Below are 19,645 nucleotides of genomic sequence, written 5' to 3'. Positions count from 1 at the left end.
GGTTCTAAAATCACCTGATTTTAGAACCTTTTTTGTATGGTAGCGTATTGAAATTTGATATAATAATTATCGTCGTAAATTTACAACGACTATTTTCGCAAGCGCGAAAGTGATCCAATAATATTGTACGATGAGACTAAGTCTTAAATATTATATCTCGCAAACGCGAGAGAAAAAAATAGCTATAAAATAGCTGTTTTTTAATCACAGTTGTTTTTTGGAATATAATATTGTATGATATAAAACAGAAAGGGGGGATGAAATGAATAAAACAAAAGTTTTATGGGCTAAAAAAGCTCAGGGGGATGACGGATTACCTAAATGGCTACCGCTTCAGCAACATTTATTAGATACGCAAGCTGTAATCAAATTGTTGTATCGATTTTATTTAAGTGAAAATCAGCGTCAGGTTATACGGCACTCAATATCAGTTGATTCGGAGATTGAACCTGAACAACTTATTAGCTTTATTGCTTTAACTCATGACATTGGGAAAGCCACACCAGTATTTCAAATCAAACCAAGTTATCAAGGGATAGCAGAGTTAGATGAATGGGTAAAAGAAAATCTGATACGAGAGAATCTTTACAGTGATTATGAACTAATGGATGATAAAAAATCTCCTCATGCGTTAGCTGGAGAAGCTATTCTTAACTATTTAGGTGTTCAAAAAGATATTGCGGCTATAATAGGTGGTCATCATGGAAAACCGATAGATGAACAATTTTTTGTTGAATCACAAATAGAAGAATATGTTGATAATTACTATTTCGAAGAATTTCCAGATACTGAAATATACCAAAATTGGAAAGCGATTCATCAAGAATTATTTGAATGGTCATTAAATATTAGTGGATATAATACAGTTGATGAATTACCAGAAATCAAAGATGTCTCTGCACAAGTTATTTTAGAAGGCTTGTTGATTATGGCTGACTGGATTGCTAGTAATGAAAATTATTTTCCATTGTTTAACATGAATCAATTTGAAACTGAAAATCTAAATCAACGATATCAAACAGGATTTAAAAAATGGTATCGGACTCCGCAAGAAATTCCAGATTTACAATTAGACTGTGATAGTTACTATTCAGAGCGATTTGGATTTACTCCTAATAGTCTACAGTTGCAATTATTTGAAATACTTAACCATACTCAAAATCCTGGCATGATAATTATTGAAGCTGGGATGGGGATTGGTAAAACAGAAGCAGCTTTAGCATCTGTTGAACAATTAATGGAAAAGTCACAATCAACAGGTTTGTTTTACTGTTTACCGACACAAGCGACAACGAACGGGATATTTTCGCGAATTGAAAATTGGTTGTCTGATATTGCGACTCAAGAACATAGTAACAAACAAATTAGATTGGTGCATGGTAAAGCAGCTCTAAATGAGAATTTCACAAAACTACCGCGTTATATCAATATTGATGTTGATGACGACCAAAATAAGCATCAGGCGGGAGTTTTAGTTAATGAATGGTTTTCTGGAAGTAAAACAGCTATCCTAGATGATTTTGTGGTTGGAACAATTGACCAATTGTTACTAATGGCTTTGAAGAAAAAACATCTTGCTCTACGTCACTTAGGATTTTCTAAGAAAGTAGTTGTTATTGACGAAGCTCATAGTTTCGATACTTATATGCAACAGTATTTAACAAGGGCTTTAGAATGGCTAGGTCATTACAATATTCCAGTTGTTATCTTGTCTGCGACACTACCTGCAGATAAACGAATCGAATTAATTGATGCTTACCAAGGCCGAAAAGTAGATGTTAATGCAGATGAAATAAAGTCTAATCTAGCTTATCCATTAGTGACTTATACTGATGGTGAGCAAGTTAACCAACTAACAGATTTTGAAACTAAGTCTTCAAAATCTGTCGCTGTCACACCATTCGAAGAAGATAAACTGGTTTCTCAGTTACAAACATTGCTGAGAGATGGGGGAATTGCCGGGATTGTTGTCAATACAGTGGGACGATCTCAGGCACTGGCTCAGGAGTTACAGCCAATTTTTGGCGAAGGTATAGAAGTGTTGCATTCTAGTTTTATTGCGACTCATCGGGCTAAAAAAGAAGCTAATTTGATTAGTACTATTGGAAAAAATGGTGATAGACCTAAACGAAAGATTATTATCGGAACACAGGTGCTAGAGCAAAGTTTAGATATTGATTTTGATGTGTTATTCACGGATATTGCTCCAATGGATTTATTACTACAAAGAATTGGGCGATTGCACCGTCATCCAAAGAATAATCAGTATAGACCAGGTACTTTGAAAGAGCCAACTGTTTACGTGATGCAAACAACCGATGATTATACTTATGATTCAGGTTCAAGTTTCATTTATGGCGATTATTTGTTAATGCGAACACAGCATTGCTTACCTGATCAAATACAATTGCCAATCGATATCTCAACTTTAGTTCAAAAAGTTTATGATTTTGATACTGAAATTGATATGAATCAATCGTATGTGGAACACTATGAAGATGCCAAACGAGAACATGAAATACGAATGAAGCGAGCTAAGCATAAGGCCCAAACTTATCTTTTGAAAGAGTATAACAAAACACCGAATAACCTTATTGGTTGGCTTAAAAATGCTGATAACACTCAAGATGCACAAGGGTTAGCTCAAGTTCGAGATACTGAAGAAAGTATCGAGGTTATTCTAGTTCAAGAATTAGCTGACGAAAGAGCATATACAATGATTGGTAAAGACATTAATATTGCTACCGAGATAGATAGTCAAAATCAAGAAGTGGCAAAAGAACTAGCTAAACAAACATTGAGACTGCCGCATATTTTTTCGAAATCTTACTCTATTGATAAAACAATCGACAAATTAGAAAAAGAAACAAATTCAATTTTTGATTCATGGCAAGCTAGTTCGTGGTTAAAAGGCGAACTAGGGATTAAGTTGGATCAACACGGACAATATGAGTTAGAAGGCTATCAACTAACCTATGATACAAAATTAGGATTAATTGTTAATAAAAAGGAGGGCGACTAATTGGGAAGGTACAATTTATTACAAGAACCTTGGATCAAGGTTGTTGAAAATGACCGTAGTCAAACAAAAAAAGTATCACTTTTAGACATTTTTGAAAATGCACCACAATATAAACGATTAGCTGGTGAAACAACTTCGCAAGATTTTGCGGTAATTAGATTGTTGTTAGCTGTTTTACATACTGTTTTTAATCGTTATGATTTAGACGGTGGTGAGGTAGAAAAAGATAGCTTAAGTGAAGAAGATGTAAAGGAAACATGGCAAACGATTTGGAAGAATCAAGAGTTCCCTCATGCGGTAATTACAGACTATTTAAATAGTCAATCTGATAAATTCAACCTGTATGACGAAAAATCACCGTTTCTTCAGGTGACTGAAGCCGATTTAGAAAAAGCCAAAGTGACTAAAACAGGTTCAATTAGTGGAAAGCTAATTAACCGTTTGATTTCTGAAAGTAATAATAAATCGGAGTTATTTGCGCCAACAGCGGAAGAATATCGTAATAGTTTAACCGATGATTTACTTGCTAGATGGGTAGTGGCCTTTCAAAACTTTACCGGAACTGGTGATAAGGCTAAGTTACCGAAAATGAAAGCTTCCGCTAGCAAAGGATGGTTATTAGGACTTGGCATTATCTATCTGCAAGGTGATAACCTATTTCAAACCCTAATGCTGAACTTTATCTTTGAAAATCAAACCGTTCAACATCCAACTTGGGAATGGGCAATAGATGAAAAATTAAAGCTTGATGAAGCTTATATTCCAAAAAACTATGCAGAAATTTATACCAATTGTTCAAGATTATTAGTGATTGACCCTCAAACTGACTTAACAAAAAAGGATGTTGAAATCAAAGCTGTTCAAAAGCCTAAACTAGATTCAGATGCAATGAGTAAGTATGAGCCGATGACTATGTGGCAAATACCTAAAACAGGGACTAACAAAGGCAATACCATTCCAAAACAACATAATCCAGGACAATCTTTATGGCGCTCATTTGGTCTGGTTGGGGGTATTGATCAAACAACTGAGGGTTCCAGTCCTCAACCTGAAATTCTATCCTGGTATAGAAGTGAAACTGTTCGTGAAGTTGTAGATTTAAAAACAGTGAAAATAACAGCTGTGGGAATGTCTTATAACCGAGATGCTTCAAGTATGCCCAATGGTGAGTTGTATGATGAATTTGTTATGCAGGATAGTGTTATTGGAGATGCTAACAAAAACAAACGAACTTTAAATCAAATAAACCTTGAAGTTGAAACAACAAAGAAAGCAATTGGCTTGTTAGGATATCTGGCAAAAGATATTACTAAAATACGAAATGCTTCAGATGCTACTTTACCTGAGAAAATAGTAGAACAATCTTATTATACTGTTGATACACCTTTTAGAAATTGGCTAGTAAATATTATGCCTCGCACTAGAATGAATGGTTATAGATTGATTTGGCGAAAGCAATTAAAAACTATCTTACTTCAACAAGCAGATTTATTAATTCATCCATTAACCGTTCGAGATTTGAAGGGTGTGCCAAACGATAAAACACAGTCAATGGAAAATGTTGTCACTCAGTATATGAAATTCAAATGGCGATTAAATCAATTATTACAAGGAGAGGAGTAGTAGCGTATGGCAACTTTACTTTACACAACAACACAGTATCTTTTACAAGAAATTCAAGCAGATTTGCAGTCAAGTTCTTCTAAAGCATTATTAGCTGATTTTAGAAACTCAATCACGCAAAATCAAAATAAAACAGGCTTAGCATGGGCATTTGTGTTTAGCCGTTTACCCGAGCAATATTTAAGTGAATCTGGTGACTTGACGCCAGAAACGCAGGCAGTTTTTTCAGCGTTACAACTTTACGCCTTACATCAACAAGGAAACAGTCAAACAGTCAATGAAAATACGGAATTTATCACACCACAGTATTTTACTGTATCAGCTAATGACGATGGTTCAGGTGTCATTACTGTCACCATTAATGAAAGGACTCACTCTAAATATTTCAAACAGATAGATGAGGCTATTGGTGAACTAGATCAGTTCAAAAAAGAACTGACATCATCTGATGTTTACAAAAAAACTTATACACAAAATATCGGTCACGCACTACGTCGTTATCGATTAATGAATGAAGACAAAAAAGCGTTTGACCGTCGTTTTAATGCGATGATTACAGCTAATAGTTATAACGAATTAATCACTCATCTACGTCATTTAATTAGTATTTTAAAATCAAATACATCACAAACTGTTGATTATGCACAGTTAGCCGATGATTTGTGTCAATTTAACAAGTCCGTCGCTAATCAAGAACGTATCAAACTAGCATGGAGCCAATCCTATTACAGATCAGAAAAAAAAGGGGAAACTAAAAATGAAAAATAATAAAAATCTATTTATCGACGTACACGCACTACAAACAGTACCACCAGCAAACATTAATCGCGATGATACAGGAAGTCCAAAAACAGCTCAATATGGCGGCACAACTCGTTCAAGAGTCAGTTCACAAGCTTGGAAAAAAGCAATGCGTTCATATTTTATTGATCATATGGATGAACATGAACTAGGAATCAGAACACTTGAAGTTGTTAGCTATTTAGCAGGTAAAATCCAAGACATTGATGACTCAATCGAAAAAGAAGATGCCATGAAGAAAGCCGACGAAGCACTTAAAAAAATCGGTCTAAAGACTACTGACTCTAAAGCAAATGCTGATGGCAAAAAGCACAAATTGTTAAAAGCTTTATTCTTTATTGGAGATGAACAAGCAACTAATCTAGCTCAAGCTGTTGTTGATGGTGTTGATAGCAAAAAAGAACTACAAGCCATCTTAAAAGATAATCCTGCTGTTGACATTGCCTTATTTGGTCGAATGGTAGCTGATGATCCAATGCTTAATGAAGATGCTTCAGCGCAAGTAGGTCACGCAATTTCAACACATGCGATTCAACCTGAGTTTGACTTCTTCACAGCGACTGATGAATATACTGAAAGAGAAGCTACTGGAGCTGGAATGCTTGGAACGACCGAATACAACTCTTCAACACTTTATCGTTATGCTAATATTGCCGGCCATGAATTAACTCATCAATTGGGGGATGCACAAAAAGCAGCACAGGCTATTAAGTTATTTATTGAATCGTTTGTTAAGTCAATGCCTACTGGAAAAATTAATAGTTTTGCTAACCAAACATTGCCACAAGCTTTAATGGTAACAATTAGAACTGATCGTCCAATTAGTTTAGTTACAGCGTTTGAAAAACCAGTATTATCAACTGATGGCTATGTTGAAAAATCTATTGAAAAATTAACTAACGAATTTAATCAAACAGCAGATTTTGTTGAGAGACCTGTGAAAAATTATACTGTTGGATTTGATTTAAATGGTACGCAAACAACACTAAGTGATTTATTAGACGACTTGTCTGCAGTATTAACTGAACAACTTGAAAACGCGTAAGGAGGTTAGCTATGCAAACCTTATTACTTAAATTTTCAGCTCCTATGCAGTCCTGGGGCACTAAGTCTCATTATGAAACCCGACAAACAGATGCCTTTCCTTCAAAAAGTGCGGTAATTGGGATGCTTGCTGCAGCATTAGGTTATCGACGAGATGAAAATGAGAAACTAGCTGAACTAAATGAGTTATCTTTTGCTGTTAGAAAAGATCAACCTGGTAATTTACTTAGGGATTTTCAAATTGCCACAAGCTATAAGCCAAATGGAGATAAGTTAAGAAGTTATGTAACTAATCGTTATTATTTGCAAGATGCAGTTTTTGTCGTTGCATTGGGTAGTGAGAATAACACTTTACTTAATAAAGTCTTGACTGCTTTAAAACAACCTTATTTCCAACTATTTTTGGGAAGACGGTCTTTGCCAATTAATTGGGACTACTTAACTTTAATGACAAAAGATGGTGTTATTGAACCTCTACCAACTGATGTTGTCACAGCGCTTGAACAAACATCGTGGCAGGCTCATCAAAATTACCAAAATTACAATTCTGATGTTACTAGATTAGAATTTTGTGCGGATGAAGATTTACTCGAAACAGATGCTGTGCAAATGGTAAGCGATTATGTTGAGTCATTTGCGCAAGGCCGAACTCGTTCTGAATGTAACAGTTCTGACAGACGTGAATATCGGTTGCGTCCAGTTGGATTTGGTTATGTCGCAATAAATAACAAGATGGGAGGGTAGTTAAATGTACTTATCAAGAGTAGAAATAGATACACAAAACCAAAATATTTTGCGTGAGTTGACTCATCTAGGAGCTTACCATCACTGGGTTGAAAGCTTGTTTCCCAATGAAACAAAACAGCAAACAAGAAAGCTTTGGCGAATAGACAATCTTAATCAAAAATCTTATTTAATTGTCTTGAGCCCAAATGAACCTGATCAAAACACGTTGGAAAAATATGGGGTACGGGGTACAGCCAAGATTGTTAATTATGACCAATTCTTAGCTAAACTCAAAACGGGTATGACAGCACGATTTAAATTGTTAGTTAATCCTACTTATTCAAAAAGTACAGGCAAGCAATCTGGTATGAGGGGTAAACGATTAGATTGTCTAAGTTACGACTCACAAATTAGCTATTTGGAGAAACGTGCTAAAATAAATGGATTTAGCTTAATTGAACCCGAATATACTATAACTAATGTAGAAGCTAACCGCCTTCACAAAAAAGGCCTGAAACGAACAGTTGTTAGGCAAGTTTGTTTTGAAGGGCGTTTAACTATCGAAGATTTAGACCAGTTTAAACAAATGCTTTGTGAAGGTATGGGTCAAAAGAAAGCATATGGATGTGGTCTAATGACTATTATTCCGGAGTAAATTATGAAAACGAACAAAAGTGGGGCTAAGAAAACAGAATTACCAGAACTACCAAGAATAGGCGATAGAATCAGTTTTGTTTATTTCGAACACGCCAAAATTAATCGACAAGATAGCGCAGTGACGTTTACTGATAATCGGGGAATTATAAAAGTTCCGGCAGCAATGATTAGTGTTTTGCTACTGGGACCAGGAACGGAAATCACACATCGTGCGATGGAACTAATTGGTGATACTGGTACTAGTATTTTATGGGTCGGTGAACAAGGTGTCAGACATTACGCACACGGTAGACCATTAGCTCACAGTACGCGTTATTTAGAGATACAAGCACAACTAGTATCAAATTCTAAAAAACGTGTTCAAGTGGCACGTTTAATGTACCAAAAGCGATTCAAAAATGAAGACGTCAGTACACTTTCTACTGAAAAACTTCGTGGTCGTGAAGGAGCTAGGATTCGTAGGGTTTATCGTGAACAAGCAAAAAAATACGGTGTAGACTGGCATCATCGAGAATATAAGGTAGAGAATTTTGAAGACGGTTCTGTCATTAACCAGGCACTGTCAGCAGCACATGTTTCTCTATATGGGCTAGTTCACAGTGTAATTGTGGGGTTGGGGCTAGCACCTGGTCTTGGCTTTGTACATTATCATCATGACTTATCTTTGGTCTATGATATTGCAGATCTCTATAAAGCTTGGTTGACAATTCCTATTGCCTTTGAAGTAGCATCCAAATATACACAAGATGATGACATTGGTCGAATTACTCGATTGCGTGTGAGAGATGCTTTTGTAAGTGGTAAATTAATCAAAATAATGGTTAAAGATATTCAAGAACTTCTCGGAATCAAGCCTGGGGATGATGACTATCTTGAATCCGAAACTATTCACTTGTGGGATGATCAAGGCAAGTTAAAAGAACACGGTGTGTCTTATCATGAGTTTAATGAGTAAGTAGGGGGAAACTATGCCGATGACGGTTGTGACTTTAACAAAAGTCCCAGCATCTCTGAAAGGTGATTTAACCAAGTGGATGCAAGAAATTGCAACAGGTGTGTATGTGGGGAACTTCAATGTTAAAGTCAGAGAAAAATTGTGGGAAAGAATTACAGAAAACGTTAGCCGAACGGGTCAAGCAACAATGAGTTATGCTCGACAAGGGGAAGTAGGGTATGACTTCAAAACGTACCATACTTATCGGGAAGTTATTGACCAAGAAGGTGTGCCGCTGGTTCTTATTCCGAATTCTAAAAACGCTGCTAACCCTGAATACAAGTTCGGACAGAGTAAAGCAGCTAAATTTCATAAGATTCATCAATTATCAATGTCTAAACCTAGAACGGTCAACACGTCCTATACTGTAATTGATATTGAGACAGATGGACTAGACAAAAATAATCACCAAATTATTGAAATTGGTGCAGTGAAAGTTTCGTCTGATAATACTCAAGATTTTCACGCTTTGATTAAGCATAATCAAGATAGCAGGTTATCTGCAAAAATTGTTGAATTAACAGGAATAACAGATGATGAATTAGTTAAATACGGAGAGCCATTGAGTGAAGTTCTATCAAATTTCAGCAGATTTGTGGGCGAAACGGTTTTGGTCGGATACAATGTTAATTTTGATTTAGATTTTATCAATTATAATTTAGATAAATTAAGTTACCCGTTAATTACGAATAACCGTATTGATTTGTTGAAATTGGTTAAACGTGAAAAGCTTTTTGCTAAGAATTATCAATTAAATACGATATTGAAAGAGTATGGTATTGACGATGAAGCTCCGCACAGAGCATTATTTGATGCAAAATTAACAAATCAATTAGCGACAAAAGTGTCTGGATTTGATAGAATGTTAAATAACAAACGTTGATCTAAAGGGATTTTTTTAGTCTTTTTCTCGCACACGCGAGAGTGATCCCACTAAGAATGGTTACGTTGATTTATCTAAAGGCTTTTTCTCGCACACGCGAGAGTGATCCTATTTGTTTATTCTTTTTAAATGTTTCAAAAACCTTTTTCTCGCACACGCGAGAGTGATCCTAACTCTAACTGTGGTTGGTGTTCGTCAAGTGTCTTTTTCTCGCACACGCGAGAGTGATCCTGTGTACCATGGTTACAAATTAATAACCCGATACTTTTTCTCGCACACGCGAGAGTGATCCCGTTTTCCAAATCCATTATTTTTAAATACTGACCTTTTTCTCGCACACGCGAGAGTGATCCTTTGCCAGTCGTTTATCAATCTTTTAAAGCTGGCTTTTTCTCGCACACGCGAGAGTGATCCTAATTAAATCAACATAAATATTAATGATATCAGCTTTTTCTCGCACACGCGAGAGTGATCCCAGCTTGGCGACACTTGAGAGATGAAATTATGCCTTTTTCTCGCACACGCGAGAGTGATCCTTTTATAAAATTATGTTTTGCAAAAGGTTTTCGCTTTTTCTCGCACACGCGAGAGTGATCCCACTCCTATGCAATTGCAATAACTTTATTTAATCTTTTTCTCGCACACGCGAGAGTGATCCTGAAGCTTTATCCGTATGGGCAAAAATTAAACGCTTTTTCTCGCACACGCGAGAGTGATCCTGAAGCTTTATCCGTATGGGCAAAAATTAAACGCTTTTTCTCGCACACGCGAGAGTGATCCGTTTTCCGTTTTCGTCAGACATAATTTCAGCCACTTTTTCTCGCACACGCGAGAGTGATCCTATTCATAATCTTCTTTACTCCACTTATAATTTCTTTTTCTCGCACACGCGAGAGTGATCCTATTGTGCTACTTTTTGAATAATTGGTGTCACTCTTTTTCTCGCACACGCGAGAGTGATCCCACTAACAAAAGATGATTATGGTGTTTATGGTACTTTTTCTCGCACACGCGAGAGTGATCCTAACAAAAAGAACACTATTTTAGAAGTTGATTTCTTTTTCTCGCACACGCGAGAGTGATCCTGCAATCTTGGTATATCTCACGTAAGTGGGAGTCTTTTTCTCGCACACGCGAGAGTGATCCTGACTTCATGAGTGATACAATCCCTAAATTCAACTTTTTCTCGCACACGCGAGAGTGATCCTACTAAGCAGCGAACTAGAAACTAAAGCCAGCGCTTTTTCTCGCACACGCGAGAGTGATCCTGCTTGCCGTAATGCCTGTTTAAAATTTTAAGCCTTTTTCTCGCACACGCGAGAGTGATCCCGGATAATTGGCACTCTCATCAGGTAGATAGTCCTTTTTCTCGCACACGCGAGAGTGATCCTAATTCAAATAATTTTAAAACAACCAATTAATAACTTTTTCTCGCACACGCGAGAGTGATCCTGTAACAGATGATGATTTACCATTTTAGTTTATCTTTTTCTCGCACACGCGAGAGTGATCCTAAAAAAAGCCACCTCATAAGAGATGGCTTACACTTTTTCTCGCACACGCGAGAGTGATCCTGATATACTGGCGGTCTTTAGAGTAAACTTTATCTTTTTCTCGCACACGCGAGAGTGATCCTATCTATATATTGCCCTGTCGCACTCAACCACTCTTTTTCTCGCACACGCGAGAGTGATCCTGCGTTTACTGGAATAGGTTCTGTAAAATCTTTCTTTTTCTCGCACACGCGAGAGTGATCCTTGCCACGTTCCACACTCAATTCCTGCAGAATTCTTTTTCTCGCACACGCGAGAGTGATCCCTGATGAAATACCCGTGGGCGAACCTGCTTGTACTTTTTCTCGCACACGCGAGAGTGATCCTACTAAGGAGAAAATTATGACAGAACAAATTTTCTTTTTCTCGCACACGCGAGAGTGATCCTATGGCTAACGGTGTGCGTTCTGATGTTGACAACTTTTTCTCGCACACGCGAGAGTGATCCCGTTCCGGACTGTCGCACAGTCATCATGATGAGCTTTTTCTCGCACACGCGAGAGTGATCCTAACTATATCGAAACGCTACACTACGTTTACTCCTTTTTCTCGCACACGCGAGAGTGATCCTAGAGCGGAAAAAATCATTGGCTCTGCTGATGCCTTTTTCTCGCACACGCGAGAGTTATTTTTCAATTAGTTTTAACATATTAATTTTTTTATAATTTTACCTAGAATATATTGCTTATTTTTGTTAATATACTATTTATGAATAATTTTAAGGAGTGTGTAGTTGGGGAATATTAGGTATAAAAAAATCAAACTGTTAGGTATCATACTAGGATTTTGTTTAGCCTTGTTTACTATTTGTATTAATCAATATCAAAAAGAAATGAAAAATGTCTATGCGATGAATCAATCACAAAATTCAAAAAGACAATTGCCACAATTTTTTGAAAATGAGTTGACTAAGATTAATAAAATACCAGACAAAGCTAAACGAAATCAAGAAAAAAAGAGATTACGTTTAGAAAAACAAGAAACATTAACTAAAATAGGAAATGACTCTCAAGCGACTGTTGTAGGGGATAAAACAACAGTACAATCAAAGGCTAGTATTTCCTTTGTTTATGCAGATGAAGACATAAAAGAAGAAGTATAGGATTTTCTATACTTCTTCTTTTTATATGGTAAAATTGAATCTACTTTATATTGAGGAGTCAACTATGAAAAAATTAAGAACCGTAGGCGTTATTATTGTTTTTATTGTAGCAGGTGCGATGCTGTACAATTTATTTGGTGGGAGTGACAACCAACAACAGGCTAATGCGCCACAGAATACGACGGGTATTGATTTAGATTCTGCTGATCTAGGCCATCAAGATATTGTAAGCAATACTACAAATGGTACGCAGCCTTTATATGGAAATGGTATACCTTTTCAGACGCATCAATCTTCATTTGGTTCAACAATACTAAACTACATGCTTATTAGCTCGTTGATGTCTAACCGCTTCAATACGATTCATAATCCCGTCAATTATTCAAGCTACAATCAAAACACAACTACTAATGCTACGCGTACAAAACAGTCAAACAGCAAGAATTTTAGCGAAAAAATTATTAAAAATAATAAAAAAGAAACAGCACAAAAATCGAGTAATAATACTTCGTCTAAATCATATAAGACAGATACGAAGAGCTATAAACAGCCAAATAAAAGCTACAAGAGTAATCCTAAAAGTTACAAAACACCGACAATTAGGTCACGAAGATAATAAAAAAGGCAAGTTACATTTGTAACTTGCCTTTTTGTTTTAAACATAAAATAAAATTGAAAAATACATCAAAATAGAAGCAATCATAACAAATACATGCCAGATGACATGAATAAAAGGAATACCTCTCATACTGTATATCAAAGCACCAACTGTATAAGTGATTCCACCTAACAGTAGCAACCAAAATCCTGTTGGACCCAGCCTGTAATAAAGATCGCTACCGCTAAGTAAAATAACCCAACCTAGTCCAATGTATAATAAAACATCGATTATTTTGTGCTTAGATAAGTTAAATATTTTGTAAATAATTCCAAAGATGGCAAGGAACCAAACAGCTCCAAACATCCACCATCCTTTAGCACCACCAATAGCAACTAACGTGTAGGGCGTATAAGAACCAGCAATTAAAATAAAAATTGCACTATGATCAAATATTCTAAAAACATGTCTTGCCTTTGTAAACGATAACGAATGATAAAGTGTTGAACAAAGGTATAGAGTTAAAAGTGAACATCCATAAACAATAAATGAAATAATGCGAAGGGCATCTCCAGTTTGTGCTGCTTTCATGATTAAAAATACCAAACCAGCGATAGATAGCAAAACACCAATTCCATGCGTTACAGCACCAAATACTTCATTGAGAATGTTATAACTCTTTGAAACGTGTTCTGGTTTTTGAAATAGTTTTTTTAATTCCATATTTTTTCACCTTAAAACTAAAAAGAATTTTTATTTTCTGTTATACTTAACACAGTAAAATACTAATATTATCGTATCACATTAGTAATTCATTATCTATAATTTATATATTTAGGAGAATAGATTGTGTCAAAAATAAAAATAGTTACTGACTCATCTGTCCAATTAACAGATGAAGAAATAAAAAAGCATAATATTACAGTTGTCCCATTAACCATTACAATCGATGGTCAAAGTTACGTTGATGGTGTTGATATTGACCGTGAAACTTTCGTTCAAAAAATGAAAGAAAGTGAAGATTTGCCAAAAACAAGTCAACCCCCTATTGGGCAGTTCGCAGAGGTTTTTGAAGAACTGATGGCAGACGGTAGTGAACTGTTAGTGTTAACGATGACCAAAAGTTTAAGTGGAACCGTAGATTCTGCTCGTCAAGCTGCTGAAATGGTTAACCCTGACAAAATTCATGTTGTAGATAGTACTTTTATCGACCGTGCTTTAGCCTTTCAGGTTCTTGAAGCTGCTGAAGCAATTGAAGCCGGTAAATCACTTGATGAAACACTAGCTATTATTGACAAGGTTAGACAAAATACACAATTACAACTAGTGGTTGTTAACTTGGATAACCTTATCAAAGGTGGTCGTCTAGGTAAAGTGACAGGACGTATTGCCACAATGCTAAATATTAAAGCTGTTTTAGAAGTGAAAGACAGTAATTTAGACATCGTTGGTCGTGGACGTGGACAGAAAGTTGTTAAACAATTCATTAATGACCGCTTAGAAAAAATTAAGAACGAAAATGTTAAAAGTATCGGTATTTCATACGTTGACATCAAAGATCAAATGGACGAACTAAAAGATCAAATGCATGAAATAAAACCCGATGTTCCCGTTCTGTCATATGAAACAACACCTGTTGTGGCAACACACACAGGTCTTGGTGCATTCGCTATTATCTACTATACTGAAGATTAAGAAGGCTAATTTATGCGACAAAGTTTTTATCAATATTTAATGACACAGCGTCATCCAGGCTCTCATGATCCTATTGCACAATTTGCACAAAACGCATTCTTAGATCATGATTTTCCTAAATTATCTGAAGATTATGATGAGCTTTCAGATTACTTGGAACTCAGCGGGGATTACGTTTTAGAAATGAGTGTCTTTGATGAGGCTTTTCAAAACTATCTCAGCCAAATGGGAAATGTATAAAACAAAAAGGTGATGCATAATGCATCACCTTTAATTATTTTTGGAGGTATTATTCATGCAAAAAATTAACTGGTATCCAGGACATATGAACAAAGCCAAGAACCAAATTGAAGAGCGTCTAAGTTTAGTAGATGTTGTTATTGAGGTCTTAGATGCACGTGTTCCTGAATCATCTCGCAACCCAGTCGTTGCAAAATTAACAGAGAACAAGCCTAAAGTAATAGTTTTAAATAAAAGTGATTTAGCAGACCCTAAATTAACTAAAAGATGGAAAAATTATTACGAAAATGACACAACAGTTGTTGTATCGTTAGATTCAAAACACAATAGCAAATTACCTGAATTGTTAAAAGCAATCAAGCAAGCTAGTGCTTCAAAAATCGAAAAATTAACTCAAAAGGGTGTTGTAAATCCGGTAATTCGTGCTATCTGTGTCGGAATTCCAAACTGCGGTAAATCCACCATTTTAAATCGTTTAGTGGGTAAAAATGTGGCAGTTGTTGGAAATAAACCCGGCGTTACTAAAAATCAAAACTGGTTAAAGGTTAACCAGCAAATTGAATTGTTAGATACACCAGGTATCTTGTGGCCCAAATTTGAAGATCCAGAGGTAGGGATGAAGCTGGCTGCAATTGGTTCTATCAAGGAAACTGTTTTCCAATTTGATGATGTTGCGCTATTTTTATTAGATTACTTACATGCGTTTTATCCTAAACAGTTGGATAAATACCTTAATACGATTGAATTCGATGATAATTTACCAGAATTATTGATGACAATGACTCAAAAATTTGGATTCAGAGACGACTATGACCGCTATAGTTACCATTTTATTCAACAAGTTCGTAAACTAAAACTAGGTCAAATCACCTTTGATTTCTTAAAAGAGGTTGATCATGACAATTAGTGAAATTAAGCAACTGTTGAAAACTGATGAAGTGGACCCAGCAGTTCTAAAAGAGCTAGCACAAGATACTAGAAAAGGTGTTCAACAAGCGCTAAAGTCCTATCAAAATCGCCTGTTAAAACAGCAACAGCTCAAGCAAGCCTTTGACGAGCGATTTAACTATGAAAGACAACTTTGGCAAGGTAAGGCGAGACAAGTAGCAGGTGTTGATGAGGTCGGAAGAGGACCTCTTGCAGGACCTGTTGTTTGTGCAGCTGTTATTTTGCCATATGACTTTGACGTAATTGAGGTCAATGACTCAAAGCAACTTAGCCTTGAAAAAAGAGAATCATTGTTTTATCAGATTTTAGATCAAGCAATTGATGTCAGCATCGGTATTAAAAGTGAGCAGGTGATTGATGAAGTCAATATTTACCAAGCCACACGGCTAGCTATGAAAGACGCTGTTTTAAACTTACAACAAGCACCAGATCATCTATTAGTTGATGCGATGGTTATTCCAGTGGATATTCCACAAACTAAGTTGATTAAAGGCGATGCTAAGAGTAACTCAATTGCGGCTGCCAGCATTGTAGCTAAAGTGATTCGTGATCGTCTCATGATAACTTATGACCAGGCTTATCCGGGATATGATTTTTCACACAACGCTGGATACGGTACGCAAAAACATCTTACTGGGTTAAAACAATTAGGAGCAACACCTATCCACCGAAAAACTTTTTCACCTGTCATGGAATATCTATAGTTTGCGTATTTTAATAAATAGGAGGATTAGTTAAATGAATAAAACCTTATATTTATTAAAAATGCAACTTTCAAAACAATTTACTTACAAACAGAATCTACTAGTGGCATCCCTACTTACCGAATGTACATCTAAAACCGAGTTTGTCGAACTACTCGACCAAACTTTAGAAATTCAATTAATCAAGCAAAAATTACTCAAGCTTTTGTACTCAAGTCACCTAGATTATCAAGTGACGCAGGTACTGCGCTTTTGTGACGTTATCAGTCTACTTGACGAAGATTACCCTGACCAGTTAGCAGAAGTGTACCATCCACCGGTATTATTGTTTTTAAAGGGCGATAAACGTCTTTTGAAAACACCAATAACTTCGATTGTTGGTGCACGATTTTCTTCGCAGTATAGTGAAGACTGCCTTAGTCCTGTTATCGCACACTTAGTTAAACAAAACCAAACAACTTGTAGTGGTCTAGCCAAAGGGGTAGATGGTTTTTGCCATCGACAAACATTAACGCAAAGTGGCAAGACGATTGCCGTACTTGGACATGGGTTAAGACATTGCTATCCAAAAGCCCATGAAGGATTATTTGATGAAATCAAGCAGTCTGGTTTACTCATTTCTGAATATTTACCTGATACGCCACCGACTCGATATCGGTTCCCAGAGCGTAATCGAATTATTGCTGGACTTTGTCAAAATATCATTATTTCAGAAGCCAGACAAAAAAGCGGTTCTTTAATTACAGCTAATTTAGCTTTGCAAGAAAACCGCAATGTTTTTGCCATTCCGGGACCAATTACTAGCAAGCTTTCACAAGGGACAAACGAGTTGATTGAGAGTGGTGCGACACCGTTATTATTTTCAAATATGGGCCAGCTTTGCTAATGCTAGTATTAAAAATTATTTGACATTCGGTTTTTTGTAGAATATGCTAGTTACGATTTTCACTGAACGCATAGGAAGGGGCTTATCATGCCTAAGAAAAACTTAGTAATTGTTGAGTCACCAGCAAAAGCAAAGACAATTGAGAAGTATTTGGGTCGCAATTATAAAGTCATTGCCAGTCTGGGACATATTCGAGATTTACCGAAATCACAAATGGGGATTGATGTCGACAATAATTATGAACCAAAGTATATTTCCATCAGAGGTAAAGGCGATACAATCAAGAAATTGAAACAAGCTGCTTCAAAGGCTAAAAATATTTATTTAGCAGCCGACCCGGACCGTGAAGGGGAAGCCATCGCTTTTCACTTAGCTCATATTTTGAAATTAGATCCAACAGAAAAGAACCGTGTTGTTTTCAACGAGATTACAAAAGATGCTGTTAAGAATGCCTTCAAAGAACCTAGAGCAATTAATATGGACCTTGTGAACTCACAACAAGCTCGTCGTATTTTAGACAGACTAGTGGGTTATTCAATCAGTCCAATTTTATGGCGTAAGGTTAAAAAAGGATTAAGTGCTGGACGAGTGCAATCAATTGCCTTGAAACTTGTCATTGATCGAGAAAAGCAAATTCAGCAATTTGATCCACAAGAATATTGGAAAATTGAATCAACATTTACCAAAGGAAAATCTAAGTTTGATGCGTCTTTCCAAGCTTTAGATGGCAAGAAAAAAGAATTGTCAAATGAAAAAGATGTACAAGAAATCTTGAAAAAAGTGGACAAAGAACAATTGTTCGATATTCAAGAAGTTGTTAAAAAAGAACGTAAAAGAAATGCACAAGCACCTTTTACAACCAGTGTTTTACAACAAGAAGCCAACAAACGCTTGAACTTTAAAACACGAAAGACAATGATGATTGCGCAGCAATTATATGAAGGAATTCACTTAGGTAAAAAAGAAGGTACTGTTGGGTTGATCACTTATATGAGAACTGATTCAACTCGTATTTCAACTTTAGCTAAACACGAAGCTGGAACATTTATTCATGATGAATTCGGTGAAGAATACGCTTCTCACAATCCTAAGAAGGCAAAACAACAAGAAAATAGTCAAGACGCCCACGAAGCTATCCGTCCAACATCAGTTATGCGTACACCAGAAAGCCTGAAAGAAGTGCTTTCTCGTGATCAATTTAGATTGTATCAATTGATTTGGTCGCGTTTTGTGGCGAGCCAAATGACACCAGCTGTTTTTGATACCGTTCGTGCAGATTTAACGCAAAACGGAGTTACTTTTAGAGCAAATGGTTCTCAAATGAAATTTGAAGGGTTTACCAAGGTCTATAAGACAGATACTGACAAGAAAAACACGAAGCTACCTGTTTTAAAAGAAGGTGAACAAGTTAAATTAAATGCCATCAACCCAAGTCAGCACTTTACACAACCACCTGCACGTTATAGCGAAGCGACGTTAGTTAAAGTTCTTGAAGAAAATGGTGTTGGTCGTCCGTCAACTTACGCCCCGACAATTGATACTATTCAAAAGCGTTACTATGTTAAACTTAATGGTCGTGCTTTTGAGCCAACTGAATTGGGAGAAATTGTAGATGACTTAATTGAGACATTCTTCCCTGATATCGTCAATATTGACTTTACTGCACAGCTTGAGTCTGATTTAGACGAAATCGCAGAAAGAAAAGAACAATGGACAGATGTCATTGACCGTTACTATCGCCCATTTGAAAAAGAGCTTATTAATGCCGATGAAAAAATCGAAAAAATTCAAATCAAAGATGAACCTGCAGGATTCAATTGTGAAATTTGTGGAGCTCCAATGGTGATTAAAATGGGGCGTTATGGTAAGTTTTATGCTTGCTTGCGTTTCCCTGATTGCCGTAACACTCAAGCTATTGTGAAAGAAATCGGTGTACCTTGCCCAACTTGTGGTGAAGGTCAAGTGATTGAACGTAAATCAAAACGTAACCGTATTTTTTATGGTTGTTCACGTTATCCAGAATGTGAGTTTGTCTCATGGGATAAACCATTGACTAGACTTTGTCCAGTTGATCAACATTTCTTGGTTGAAAAGAAAATCAAGGGCGGGACACAAGTGGTTTGTCCAAATGGTGATTACGAAGAAGAAGCACAAAAATAAGAGGTTTTT

At 36.3% G+C, this 19,645-nt stretch carries 17 protein-coding genes and 1 CRISPR repeat array; of the genes, 16 read left to right on the top strand and 1 reads right to left on the bottom strand.

Annotated elements, in window-relative coordinates; all coding sequences use genetic code 11:
* Window positions 1-262: 262 nt before the first annotated feature.
* The 10 genes from cas3 to JNUCC72_RS02965 all read left to right on the top strand — a co-directional run bounded on the left by cas3 (window position 263) and on the right by JNUCC72_RS02965 (window position 13,021).
* The gene (gene cas3, locus JNUCC72_RS03010; RefSeq protein WP_454142766.1) at window positions 263-3,022 is read left to right on the top strand and encodes a CRISPR-associated helicase Cas3'; all 2,760 of its coding nucleotides are present in this window, start codon (window positions 263-265) and stop codon (window positions 3,020-3,022) included.
* Complete coding sequence (casA, locus tag JNUCC72_RS03005) at window positions 3,023-4,645, top strand: type I-E CRISPR-associated protein Cse1/CasA (RefSeq protein ID WP_454142764.1); 1,623 nt, start codon at window positions 3,023-3,025, stop codon at window positions 4,643-4,645.
* A 6-nt stretch (window positions 4,646-4,651) separates the two neighbouring features.
* On the top strand, window positions 4,652-5,413 hold the full coding sequence (gene casB / locus JNUCC72_RS03000) for a type I-E CRISPR-associated protein Cse2/CasB (protein WP_454142762.1): 762 nt from the start codon (window positions 4,652-4,654) through the stop codon (window positions 5,411-5,413).
* Window positions 5,403-6,491 (top strand): type I-E CRISPR-associated protein Cas7/Cse4/CasC, encoded by a 1,089-nt coding sequence (gene cas7e / locus JNUCC72_RS02995; RefSeq protein WP_454142760.1) that lies wholly within the window; start codon window positions 5,403-5,405, stop codon window positions 6,489-6,491. Before casB ends, cas7e begins: the two co-directional genes overlap by 11 nt.
* Before the next feature lie 11 nt (window positions 6,492-6,502).
* Entirely contained in the window at window positions 6,503-7,234 is a 732-nt protein-coding gene (cas5e, locus tag JNUCC72_RS02990) for a type I-E CRISPR-associated protein Cas5/CasD (protein ID WP_454142758.1), read from the top strand.
* 4 nt (window positions 7,235-7,238) lie between these two features.
* The gene (gene cas6e, locus JNUCC72_RS02985) at window positions 7,239-7,871 is read left to right on the top strand and encodes a type I-E CRISPR-associated protein Cas6/Cse3/CasE (protein WP_454142756.1); all 633 of its coding nucleotides are present in this window, start codon (window positions 7,239-7,241) and stop codon (window positions 7,869-7,871) included.
* Between the two features lie 3 nt (window positions 7,872-7,874).
* Window positions 7,875-8,828, top strand: coding sequence for a type I-E CRISPR-associated endonuclease Cas1e (gene cas1e / locus JNUCC72_RS02980; protein WP_056974994.1), 954 nt, complete (start codon window positions 7,875-7,877; stop codon window positions 8,826-8,828).
* 13 nt (window positions 8,829-8,841) lie between these two features.
* Complete coding sequence (cas2e, locus tag JNUCC72_RS02975; protein ID WP_056974995.1) at window positions 8,842-9,750, top strand: type I-E CRISPR-associated endoribonuclease Cas2e; 909 nt, start codon at window positions 8,842-8,844, stop codon at window positions 9,748-9,750.
* 20 nt (window positions 9,751-9,770) lie between these two features.
* A CRISPR array of direct repeats spans window positions 9,771-11,934; the repeat unit is 28 nt; unit sequence CTTTTTCTCGCACACGCGAGAGTGATCC.
* A gap of 102 nt (window positions 11,935-12,036) precedes the next feature.
* Window positions 12,037-12,405: a hypothetical protein gene (locus JNUCC72_RS02970; protein ID WP_454142753.1), complete on the top strand. Its 369-nt coding sequence runs from the start codon at window positions 12,037-12,039 to the stop codon at window positions 12,403-12,405.
* Between the two features lie 64 nt (window positions 12,406-12,469).
* The gene (locus tag JNUCC72_RS02965) at window positions 12,470-13,021 is read left to right on the top strand and encodes a hypothetical protein (RefSeq protein ID WP_454142751.1); all 552 of its coding nucleotides are present in this window, start codon (window positions 12,470-12,472) and stop codon (window positions 13,019-13,021) included.
* Between the two features lie 39 nt (window positions 13,022-13,060).
* Here the strand turns inward: JNUCC72_RS02965 and trhA are convergent, their stop codons facing one another.
* Window positions 13,061-13,726, bottom strand: a complete 666-nt coding sequence (gene trhA / locus JNUCC72_RS02960; RefSeq protein WP_056974998.1) for a PAQR family membrane homeostasis protein TrhA — start codon at window positions 13,724-13,726, stop codon at window positions 13,061-13,063.
* A gap of 126 nt (window positions 13,727-13,852) precedes the next feature.
* Between trhA and JNUCC72_RS02955 the strand changes: the two genes are divergently transcribed.
* The 6 genes from JNUCC72_RS02955 (at window position 13,853) to topA (ending at window position 19,636) form a co-directional block, all read left to right on the top strand.
* On the top strand, window positions 13,853-14,698 hold the full coding sequence (locus JNUCC72_RS02955; RefSeq protein ID WP_454142749.1) for a DegV family protein: 846 nt from the start codon (window positions 13,853-13,855) through the stop codon (window positions 14,696-14,698).
* A 12-nt stretch (window positions 14,699-14,710) separates the two neighbouring features.
* A complete protein-coding gene (locus tag JNUCC72_RS02950; RefSeq protein ID WP_454142747.1) occupies window positions 14,711-14,938 on the top strand; it encodes a YozE family protein in 228 nt (75 codons plus the stop codon).
* A gap of 55 nt (window positions 14,939-14,993) precedes the next feature.
* Window positions 14,994-15,845 (top strand): ribosome biogenesis GTPase YlqF, encoded by an 852-nt coding sequence (gene ylqF, locus JNUCC72_RS02945; protein ID WP_454142745.1) that lies wholly within the window; start codon window positions 14,994-14,996, stop codon window positions 15,843-15,845.
* On the top strand, window positions 15,835-16,590 hold the full coding sequence (gene rnhB / locus JNUCC72_RS02940) for a ribonuclease HII (protein WP_454142743.1): 756 nt from the start codon (window positions 15,835-15,837) through the stop codon (window positions 16,588-16,590). Before ylqF ends, rnhB begins: the two co-directional genes overlap by 11 nt.
* 34 nt (window positions 16,591-16,624) lie before the next feature.
* Window positions 16,625-17,476 (top strand): DNA-processing protein DprA, encoded by an 852-nt coding sequence (dprA, locus tag JNUCC72_RS02935; RefSeq protein WP_454142741.1) that lies wholly within the window; start codon window positions 16,625-16,627, stop codon window positions 17,474-17,476.
* 87 nt (window positions 17,477-17,563) lie between these two features.
* Complete coding sequence (gene topA, locus JNUCC72_RS02930) at window positions 17,564-19,636, top strand: type I DNA topoisomerase (RefSeq protein ID WP_454142739.1); 2,073 nt, start codon at window positions 17,564-17,566, stop codon at window positions 19,634-19,636.
* Window positions 19,637-19,645 lie beyond the last annotated feature (9 nt).

This window comes from Holzapfeliella sp. JNUCC 72, assembly GCF_053668685.1.
Note: the sequence above shows the minus strand (reverse complement) of the source record. Positions and strands in the feature narration are given on the sequence as shown.

Coding starts and splice junctions, on each gene's coding strand:
- cas3 (WP_454142766.1), top strand. CDS start 263: ATGAATAAAACAAAAGTTTTATGGGCTAAAAAAGCTCAGGGGGATGAC.
- casB (WP_454142762.1), top strand. CDS start 4,652: ATGGCAACTTTACTTTACACAACAACACAGTATCTTTTACAAGAAATT.
- cas7e (WP_454142760.1), top strand. CDS start 5,403: ATGAAAAATAATAAAAATCTATTTATCGACGTACACGCACTACAAACA.
- cas5e (WP_454142758.1), top strand. CDS start 6,503: ATGCAAACCTTATTACTTAAATTTTCAGCTCCTATGCAGTCCTGGGGC.
- cas6e (WP_454142756.1), top strand. CDS start 7,239: ATGTACTTATCAAGAGTAGAAATAGATACACAAAACCAAAATATTTTG.
- cas1e (WP_056974994.1), top strand. CDS start 7,875: ATGAAAACGAACAAAAGTGGGGCTAAGAAAACAGAATTACCAGAACTA.
- cas2e (WP_056974995.1), top strand. CDS start 8,842: ATGCCGATGACGGTTGTGACTTTAACAAAAGTCCCAGCATCTCTGAAA.
- JNUCC72_RS02965 (WP_454142751.1), top strand. CDS start 12,470: ATGAAAAAATTAAGAACCGTAGGCGTTATTATTGTTTTTATTGTAGCA.
- trhA (WP_056974998.1), bottom strand. CDS start 13,726: ATGGAATTAAAAAAACTATTTCAAAAACCAGAACACGTTTCAAAGAGT.
- JNUCC72_RS02950 (WP_454142747.1), top strand. CDS start 14,711: ATGCGACAAAGTTTTTATCAATATTTAATGACACAGCGTCATCCAGGC.
- ylqF (WP_454142745.1), top strand. CDS start 14,994: ATGCAAAAAATTAACTGGTATCCAGGACATATGAACAAAGCCAAGAAC.
- rnhB (WP_454142743.1), top strand. CDS start 15,835: ATGACAATTAGTGAAATTAAGCAACTGTTGAAAACTGATGAAGTGGAC.
- dprA (WP_454142741.1), top strand. CDS start 16,625: ATGAATAAAACCTTATATTTATTAAAAATGCAACTTTCAAAACAATTT.
- topA (WP_454142739.1), top strand. CDS start 17,564: ATGCCTAAGAAAAACTTAGTAATTGTTGAGTCACCAGCAAAAGCAAAG.